Below are 877 nucleotides of genomic sequence, written 5' to 3' on the forward strand. Positions count from 1 at the left end.
CCAGAATCAACACCTACACTCTTTAACGAACCATTCCGTCGGTTCGCGGAAGTTTCACTGCTCCGTCTCCGCATCGCTGCCCACGGTAGTCACGGAATGTTGACCGTGTCTGCCATCGCCCTCGCCGTTCGGCTGAGACTTAGGACCCGACTGACCCCGGGATGATTGACATTGCCCGGGAAACCTTAGTCTTGCGGCGGGAGGGAATCTTACCCTCCTTATCGTTACTTATACCTACATTTGCTTTTCCATATCCTCCAGGATAGGTTACCCGCACCATTCGACGGATATGGAATGCTCCCCTACCGATACTTTTTTTAATGCTATCCCGCGCCTTCGGTATCTGCCTTATACCCGATTATTATCCATGCAGGGACTCTCGACCAGTGAGCTGTTACGCACTCTTTGAATGAATGGCTGCTTCCAAGCCAACATCCTGGCTGTCACTGAGACCCCACTTCGTTAGACTAACTTAGACAGAATTCCGGGACCTTAGACGGCGGTCTGGATTCTTCTCCTCTCGGGGACGGACCTTAGCACCCGCCCCCTTACTGCCGGACTGCAAACCGTGAGCATTCGGAGTTCGTCAGGACTCGATAGGCGGTGAAGCCCTCTTGTCCTATCGGTCGCTCTACCTCTCACGGTGACCATCCGACGCGGCACCTAAATGCCTTTCGGGGAGTACGAGCTATCTCCAAGTTTGATTGGCCTTTCACTCCTACACTCATCTCATCCAGAAGCTTTTCAACGCTTATTGGTTCGGTCCTCCATCCCGTGTTACCGGGACTTCAACCTGGACAAGTGTAGATCACTTGGTTTCGCGTCTACCCCCTCTGACTCGACGCCCTGTTCAGGCTCGCTTTCACTGCGGTTGCGC

At 53.7% G+C, this 877-nt stretch carries 1 rRNA gene; it reads right to left on the reverse strand.

The features are described from left to right. Positions 1–877 (reverse strand): 23S ribosomal RNA (locus I6E38_RS14945); the annotation flags it as partial.

This window comes from Leyella stercorea, assembly GCF_021531355.1.
In the GTDB taxonomy this organism is placed as follows: domain Bacteria; phylum Bacteroidota; class Bacteroidia; order Bacteroidales; family Bacteroidaceae; genus Prevotella.